Below are 6,585 nucleotides of genomic sequence, written 5' to 3' on the forward strand. Positions count from 1 at the left end.
CAAAGACCGCACACCCCATCAGGCCATGAGACGATTAGGACACAGAACTAAGGCACACACGATTCGCAACGACCAGTAGAAACTGCCCCGTTTACGCGGCGATCTTCATTGACGCGATCGTGGTCAAGATCCGTGACGGGCAGGTCGCTAACCGGCCCATCTATGCGGCCATCGGCGTGACGTTGGACGGCGACAAGGACATTCTCGGTTTGCGGGCCGGCATCGGCGGTGAGGGCGCTAAGTTCTGGATGTCTGTGCTGACGGACATCAAAAACCGAGGCGTCACCGACACGTTCTTCCTGGTCTGTGACGGTTTGAAGGGGCTGCCCGACGTCGTCGGGAACGTGTGGCCGTTGACACGGTGCAGACGTGCATCATTCATCTGATTCGGAACACGTTCAAGCTGTCCTCGAAGAAGGATTGGGATGCGATGAAACGAGCGGTGAAACCGATCTACACCGCTCCGACCGTCGACGCCGCACGGGCAGCATTGGATGATCTGACCGAGGTCTGGGGGAAGAAATACGGTGCGATCATCCGGTTGTGGNATGGGAAGAGTTCACCCCGTTCCTGTCCTACGACCCCGAGATCCGTCAGGTGATCTGCTCCACGAATGCGATCGAGTCGCTTAACGCCCGGTATCGGCGGGCGGTGCGTGCTCGAGGGCATTTCCCCAGCGAGCAGGCCGCTCTAAAATGCTTGTATCTGGTCACGCGAAGTCTCGATCCCATCGGTGAGGGCCGAGCTCGTTGGACGATGAGGTGGAAGCCAGCTCTCAACGCCTTCGCCATCACCTTCCACGACCGCTGGCCGAACGCAGAATCCTACTAATGAAAAACGCCGGAAACACCGTTACCGAGACACTCCCTGGTGGGCAGATCTGTTGGCCATGAGTGGGTAGCTTTCATGGCCACCAGCGGGCATTTCTAGTGGCCGCCGGTGGGCCGATCCTCACGGCCCTTGACAGTGAAACCGTCTATGTCTACCTCCGCGCCGCGGGCTGAGCTGGCTGTAGAGGATTTGGTGTGGTTTAGAGGTGGATTCCTGCTGTGTCGATCAGTTCGACCCAGCACGTTCGACGGTCGGTGCCTTCCCGGATAGCGAGGGCCGGGGCGTAGACGTCTGCTTCGGATAGGGCGGTCAGGTTGAGCCTGGTGAGGTCGGTGATGTCCACGATGGGTACTTGATAGGTGCGGTACGGTCCAAGCGGCGGGGGATTACCGTACATGGGGGCTGGAGCGCGGACCGTGTCGAGGTCGATGTCTTCTAGCTGTGGGCTTTGGTCTAGGACGAATCCAGCGGCGTGAAGAACGGTGGAGTCTTCCGTGGTCGTTGTCCATGCCGCGATCTTCCAGAACGCTTGTGGGATCTTCACGCCGCGATATATCGGATCCTCGGCTGAGAGCACGGGGGCGGTGAAGACGCTGATGCGGTTACCGTTTGTGCGTGCGTAGGTGAGGAGGTGGTCCTCGAGGCCGAGCCAGAGTTGTTTCGATTGGTTAAAGGCTCCGGCTTGCGGGGCGGCGTTGGTGTAGGCGAAGGTATCGTAATTCGCTCGCCGTGCTGTCGTTGTGTCGCCCCAGACCGGGTCCTGGCGCCGGACGAGATGTCCGCGGTCGAGGTCATTTCTGGCGTAGACGTCCTCCCCGGCCTGTTCGTAGAGCGGGATACGCGAGTCGAGGTACCAGTCGTTGCCTCGGTCAACGGTAACGAGCTGGTCCCCGTCGATGTTGACGCCGGTCGCGATTGCGAGGCGTCGCGCGGGGTCGAGGAGCACGGTGAAATGTGTGTAGAGCAGTTCACGAATCAGGGTTCCCGCGGGAGGGGCCGGGAGCGGCAGCGGAATTTCAAGGAAATCGGCGTTGTATCCTGCAGGATAAAGCAATGTGACGTTCATGGTGATATTCAAGCAGCCAGAGCCGCCATTTGGGGCTTTTGGGCTTTCGGGCGGTGTTGAGGGGGAGATTTTCGTTCGCTGGTGTCTTTTGTTGGCCACAGACACGATGTGGCTGAACGGGGGGTACCCCTATGTTGTTCGTCAAGCTGCGACGGGTGATTGGGGTTGATAGATGGTGCCGTCGCGGAGCATGGCGTACAGGACGTCGCATCGGCGTCGGGCGAGAGCGATGAGGGCTTGGTTGTGGCGTTTCCCTTGGGCGATTTTACGGTCGTAGTAGGTGCGGGAGACGGGGTCGCTCAGCGCCGCAAAAGCTGAGAGGAACAGCGCCCGTTTGAGGACTTTGTTGCCTCGTCGCGGGGGATGCTCGCCACGGATGGATGATCCGGAACGCCTGGTGACGGGAGCGAGGCCGGCGTAGGAGACGAGGTGGCCGGCGGTGGCGAAGTCTTTGCCTGAAACTTCGGTGATGAGGCGCGCGGCGGTGCGAACACCGACTCCGGGCATGCTGGTGATGGCGGGCTCCAGCGGGTGGTCGGCGACGAGCTCCTCAACCTCCACGGCAATGTCCACACGCTGGCGACGGAGGGCGGCGAGCTGCTCGGCGAGGCGTGGCAGCACGGCGCGCGTCGCGTTGGTGCCGCCCACGACAACGGTCTGCTCGGCCAGGGCTTGGAAGATTTCCTCGGCTAGGCGGCGCCCGATCCGCGGCGCGAGCTTGTGCAGGCGCGTGCCGAGCCGGGTCGGGCCGGCGGCTTTCATCGCGGTCGGTGTCGGGTATTTCTGCAGTAGGTCCAGGACAGCGGGGTGGTCGAGGTGCGGGCCCAGAACCCGCTCAAGGGCTGGGTGAACCTGCATCAGCAGCCCCCGGATCCGGTTGCTCGTCGCGGTCATCTGACCGACGATGTCGTCGTCGAATCCGCACAGCATCGACAGCTCCGCCATCTGCTCGTCCTCGAGGCGCAGCGGCCGCAGGGCATGCGGGAGGGTCCGGGCTGCCTCGGCAATGATCGCCGCGTCGCGGGCATCGGTCTTCGCTTCGCCCGGGTGCAGATCAGCGATGCGTCGCATCGCCAGGCCCGGCAGATACCCGACGAGGATGCCTTCGGCGTAAGCGACTGCGACGGGCAATGCGCCGACGGTCTCGGGTTGGTCAACGACCAGCAGCACCTGGCCGCGGAGCTTCAGCTTGCGGATGACCGCTCGCAGTTTTGCCTCGTCATTCGGGAGGGCCTTGTCGTAGAGTCGCTTCCCGGTGCGGTCCAACGCGACGGCGTGATACTCGCTTTTCCCGACGTCAACACCGATGAACACGTCAACGCTGTCGTAGTTCTCAATCATGAGTTCACCTATGTGGGCTCCACACAGGCGCAGGCGCGAGCGAAGCAGGCGGAGGTCGACGCCCTCCTGCCGAGCGAGCAGTCGCTCGCGCAGCTGGGAACGTTTGTGCAACTGGATTGCAGTAACTGGGATTTGGATGCGCCGGTGCCGGCGCTGCCGCCACTGGCCGGCTTCACCGGGCCGCAGGGTCGGTACGCGACCATCCTGCGAATTATTCAGGCTGAGCAGCCCACGGTCAGGCAGTTGCTGGGCCGGCTCGCCGCCGGCGGTGGGCATTGCACCATGGTTGGAACGCCGGAACAGATCGCCGATCAAATCGAGTTGTGGTTTCGTTCCGGTGCCGCGGACGGCTTCAATGTGATGCCGCCGCTGCTGCCGGAATCGTTGGACGAGTTCGTGGACCGCGTGATCCCCGTGCTGCAACAGCGCGGCCTGTTCCGCACCCGCTATACCGCCGATACCTTGCGTGGGCACCTGGGGCTGGAACGTCCCACGGTCGGCGCTGCGGCTGAGGGTCCTCTAGGCGAGAGGGTTTCCTCGTGCAGGGTCGCCAGGAGTGTGCGTTCGTATCCGGCGAACTCTGCCGAGGTGGTCATCGATAGCGCGCGCGGCCGGGGCAAGTCGATGGTCAGGTTCAGCCGCACGGATGCCGGCCGCGCGCTGAGAACGACGACCCGGTCGGCGAGGTAAATCGCCTCACGGATGTCGTGGGTGATCAGCACCGCCGTCCAGGCGTTCTGGGACCACACCCCCTGCAGCCAGGACTGCATGTCAGTGCGGGTGAGGGAGTCCAGGGCCCCAAACGGTTCGTCCAACAACAGGACATCTCTGCCCTGCACCACGGTGCGCAGCAAGGCCGCGCGCTGGCGCATGCCCCCGGAGAGTTCGAAAGGATGTGCATCTTCAAAACCGGACAGGCCGAAGGCCACAAAGAGGCTGGCCGCCCGTGCTCGGGCAATCTTCTTAGTTTCCCCCGCCACCTCGAGGCCGAGGGACGTGTTCTCCAGAATGCTGCGCCACGGGAACAACAAATCCTTCTGCGGCATGTAGGCAAAGTGTTCATGGTCACCGGTGACGACATACCCGTCGACCAGGACCTCGCCGGAACTGGCCGTCTCCAGGCCGGCCATAATGTTGAACATGGTGCTCTTGCCGCATCCGCTTGGACCGATCACGGCAACGAATTCGCCCGGCTGCGCCGAGAAGGTGATGTCGTCGAGGACCGGCCGTACCTGCCCGCGGCTAAGCGGAAACGACTTACATACTCCGCGCAGTTCGATCTTCGGGGGAGTCGCCTCAACCATGCCAGCTCCTACGTTCCTTCGAATGCCACGGGATGATCGCCCGTTCGGCGACGTAGGTTAACAGGAACAGGCACACGCTCACGAACGCGGTCACCGCAACGGCAGCCAGCACAAGATCGGTGCGAAACGAGTTCTTCATCATTGCCATATAAATGCCCAGGCCTCGCTCGGCGCCGACGTACTCGGCGAAGATGGCACCGGTGACGGCGTAGGTGATTCCGATTCGAAGGGCTGTGAAGAATGAGGGAAGCGCCGACGGAAGACGCACGTACACGAACTGCTTCCACCGGTTGGCCCCCATGCTGCGCAGCAGATTGATCGCGTCCCGATCGGTGCGGTTGAAACCGTCAATCAGTCCGACCGTGACCGGAAAGAATGTCACCAGGGCGATGACGATGACTTTGGGTAGCAGTCCGAATCCGAACCAGATGACTATCAGCGGCGCGATCGCAATGATGGGTATGGCTTGGGATGCCACCAGCAGTGGCACCAGTGCTCGCCGCAGCCATGGTGAAAAATCGATCAGAATCGCCAGCGTCCACGCGACGGTCAGGGAGACGGCGAAGCCGAGAAACGTTTCTTGCAGGGTGGGGAGCGTATTGTCCCAGATCGTGGTGCGGGCCTCCCAGCCCTGCTGAAGAATGCGTTGCGGTGAGGGCAGGATCGCCGGCTGCACTCCGCCTGCCGTCACCGCCACCTGCCAGGTGATCACGAGCGCGGTGAGGATCGCGGCGGGAGGCGCGAGCGCCGAGGGTGCCGTCGTGCGGGGCGCTGTAGCCCTCTTCATGGTGATGCTATTTTTCGCTGAGGTAGTGCTCGGTGAACAATGTCGACGTGTCCAGCGGCGCGGTGAGCGGTTTGCCGTCTTCGTCGGCCAAGAGGCCGGCACGGTAGAGGAAATCGGCCAGCTGCTGCCAGGTGTCTGCCGTTTGAGTTCCGACTTTACCGTTGGCATCTGTGAGGTAGGAAGCGCTCAGTTTTTTCTGGCTTTGGTAAACGAGTTCCGTGTTTTCGAAGACGCCGGGGTTGGCGTCGATCAAAATCTTCGCCGCGGCATCTGGATGGTCGGCGGCGTATTGGTACCCCTTCTGCAGAGCCTGGACGAACTGAGCAGTGGGGGCAGGGTGCTTGGCCGTCCAGGCTCGGTTTGCCTCGACGATCACCGAGTATTGGTCTGGTAGGCCATAGTCGTGCAGGGCGAAGAACTTCATCGGGGTGCCGCGAAGAGCGGCGTCGATGCCTTCCCAGGTGGTGAATGCCGAGGTGAAGTCAACTTTGCCGGCATAGAGGGCCTCATAGGCCGAGGTGCCCAGCGTGATTTTTTTGAACGCGCCCGTTCCGCCGTCGTTCTTAATAACGTCCGCAGCCTCGGTGGGGAAAGTTGCACTGGGGTCTGCCATGCCGAGGGTCTTGCCGTCGAGGTCCTTGGGGCTGCGAATGTCGTCGCGGCTGGCCAGGACCCCGATCGCCGTAGCGTCGTGCTGCAGCACCGACATCACCGAGATGTTACGCACACCCGCTGCCGCAGCGAAGGTGGCCGTGTCCTGGAAGCTGATACCGAAGTCAGCTGAGCCGGCGTTGATGAGTGCGTCGGTGGATGACTGGCTGTATGGGAGCACCTTCACCTCAAGCCCCGCTTGCGTGAAGTAGCCCTTCTCCAGAGCGACATACAGTCCGGTGTGATTGGTATTCGGTGTCCAGTCCAAGGCGAAGGTCACCGGAGTCAACGCGGTTGACGAGGCGGTGCCTGTCGCCGAGTCTGAGGCGCAGCCACTCAGAACTGTCGCCGCGGCAAGAGCGAGCGCGCCCACCGTCGCCCACCGTGAGGGCGCACTTTTAAATAGGGATAGTTGCACTGTCGTGCCCTCCGTGATTGCAGGAATATCAGGGCACGGGATGTGAGAAATTGCCTCCCTGCGCTGGCATGATCCAGATCAGGTTCGACGGTCGAAGAGGTCATGTCCCCTTGAGTGGATGCTCCTATTGATGTCAAGCGGCCTTTGGGGTGGGATTCGATTGTCGGGATTGGTCGTCGAGCCAGGC

General features: G+C 62.2%; 5 protein-coding genes and 1 pseudogene. 1 reads left to right on the top strand and 5 read right to left on the bottom strand.

The features are described from left to right. Positions 1 to 89: 89 nt before the first annotated feature. Positions 90 to 831, top strand: a pseudogene (locus CXY80_RS00715) (IS256 family transposase); the annotation flags it as partial. Positions 832 to 1,030: 199 nt separating this feature from the next. Here CXY80_RS00715 and CXY80_RS00720 read toward each other — a convergent pair. The 5 genes from CXY80_RS00720 to CXY80_RS00745 all read right to left on the bottom strand — a co-directional run bounded on the left by CXY80_RS00720 (position 1,031) and on the right by CXY80_RS00745 (position 6,353). Further along, a complete protein-coding gene (locus CXY80_RS00720) occupies positions 1,031 to 1,897 on the bottom strand; it encodes a DNA/RNA non-specific endonuclease (RefSeq protein ID WP_104131201.1) in 867 nt (288 codons plus the stop codon). A gap of 141 nt (positions 1,898 to 2,038) precedes the next feature. Continuing rightward, the gene (locus CXY80_RS00725; protein ID WP_104131205.1) at positions 2,039 to 3,238 is read right to left on the bottom strand and encodes an IS110 family transposase; all 1,200 of its coding nucleotides are present in this window, start codon (positions 3,236 to 3,238) and stop codon (positions 2,039 to 2,041) included. 446 nt (positions 3,239 to 3,684) lie between these two features. Further along, entirely contained in the window at positions 3,685 to 4,542 is an 858-nt protein-coding gene (locus tag CXY80_RS00735) for an ABC transporter ATP-binding protein (RefSeq protein WP_104131202.1), read from the bottom strand. Beyond that, a complete protein-coding gene (locus CXY80_RS00740) occupies positions 4,535 to 5,329 on the bottom strand; it encodes an ABC transporter permease (RefSeq protein WP_104131203.1) in 795 nt (264 codons plus the stop codon). The genes CXY80_RS00735 and CXY80_RS00740 overlap by 8 nt, the downstream gene beginning before the upstream one ends. Before the next feature lie 7 nt (positions 5,330 to 5,336). Next, the gene (locus tag CXY80_RS00745; RefSeq protein WP_199182191.1) at positions 5,337 to 6,353 is read right to left on the bottom strand and encodes an ABC transporter substrate-binding protein; all 1,017 of its coding nucleotides are present in this window, start codon (positions 6,351 to 6,353) and stop codon (positions 5,337 to 5,339) included. Positions 6,354 to 6,585 lie beyond the last annotated feature (232 nt).

This window comes from Cryobacterium sp. M91, from assembly GCF_002929615.1.
Taxonomy (GTDB): domain Bacteria; phylum Actinomycetota; class Actinomycetes; order Actinomycetales; family Microbacteriaceae; genus Cryobacterium; species Cryobacterium levicorallinum.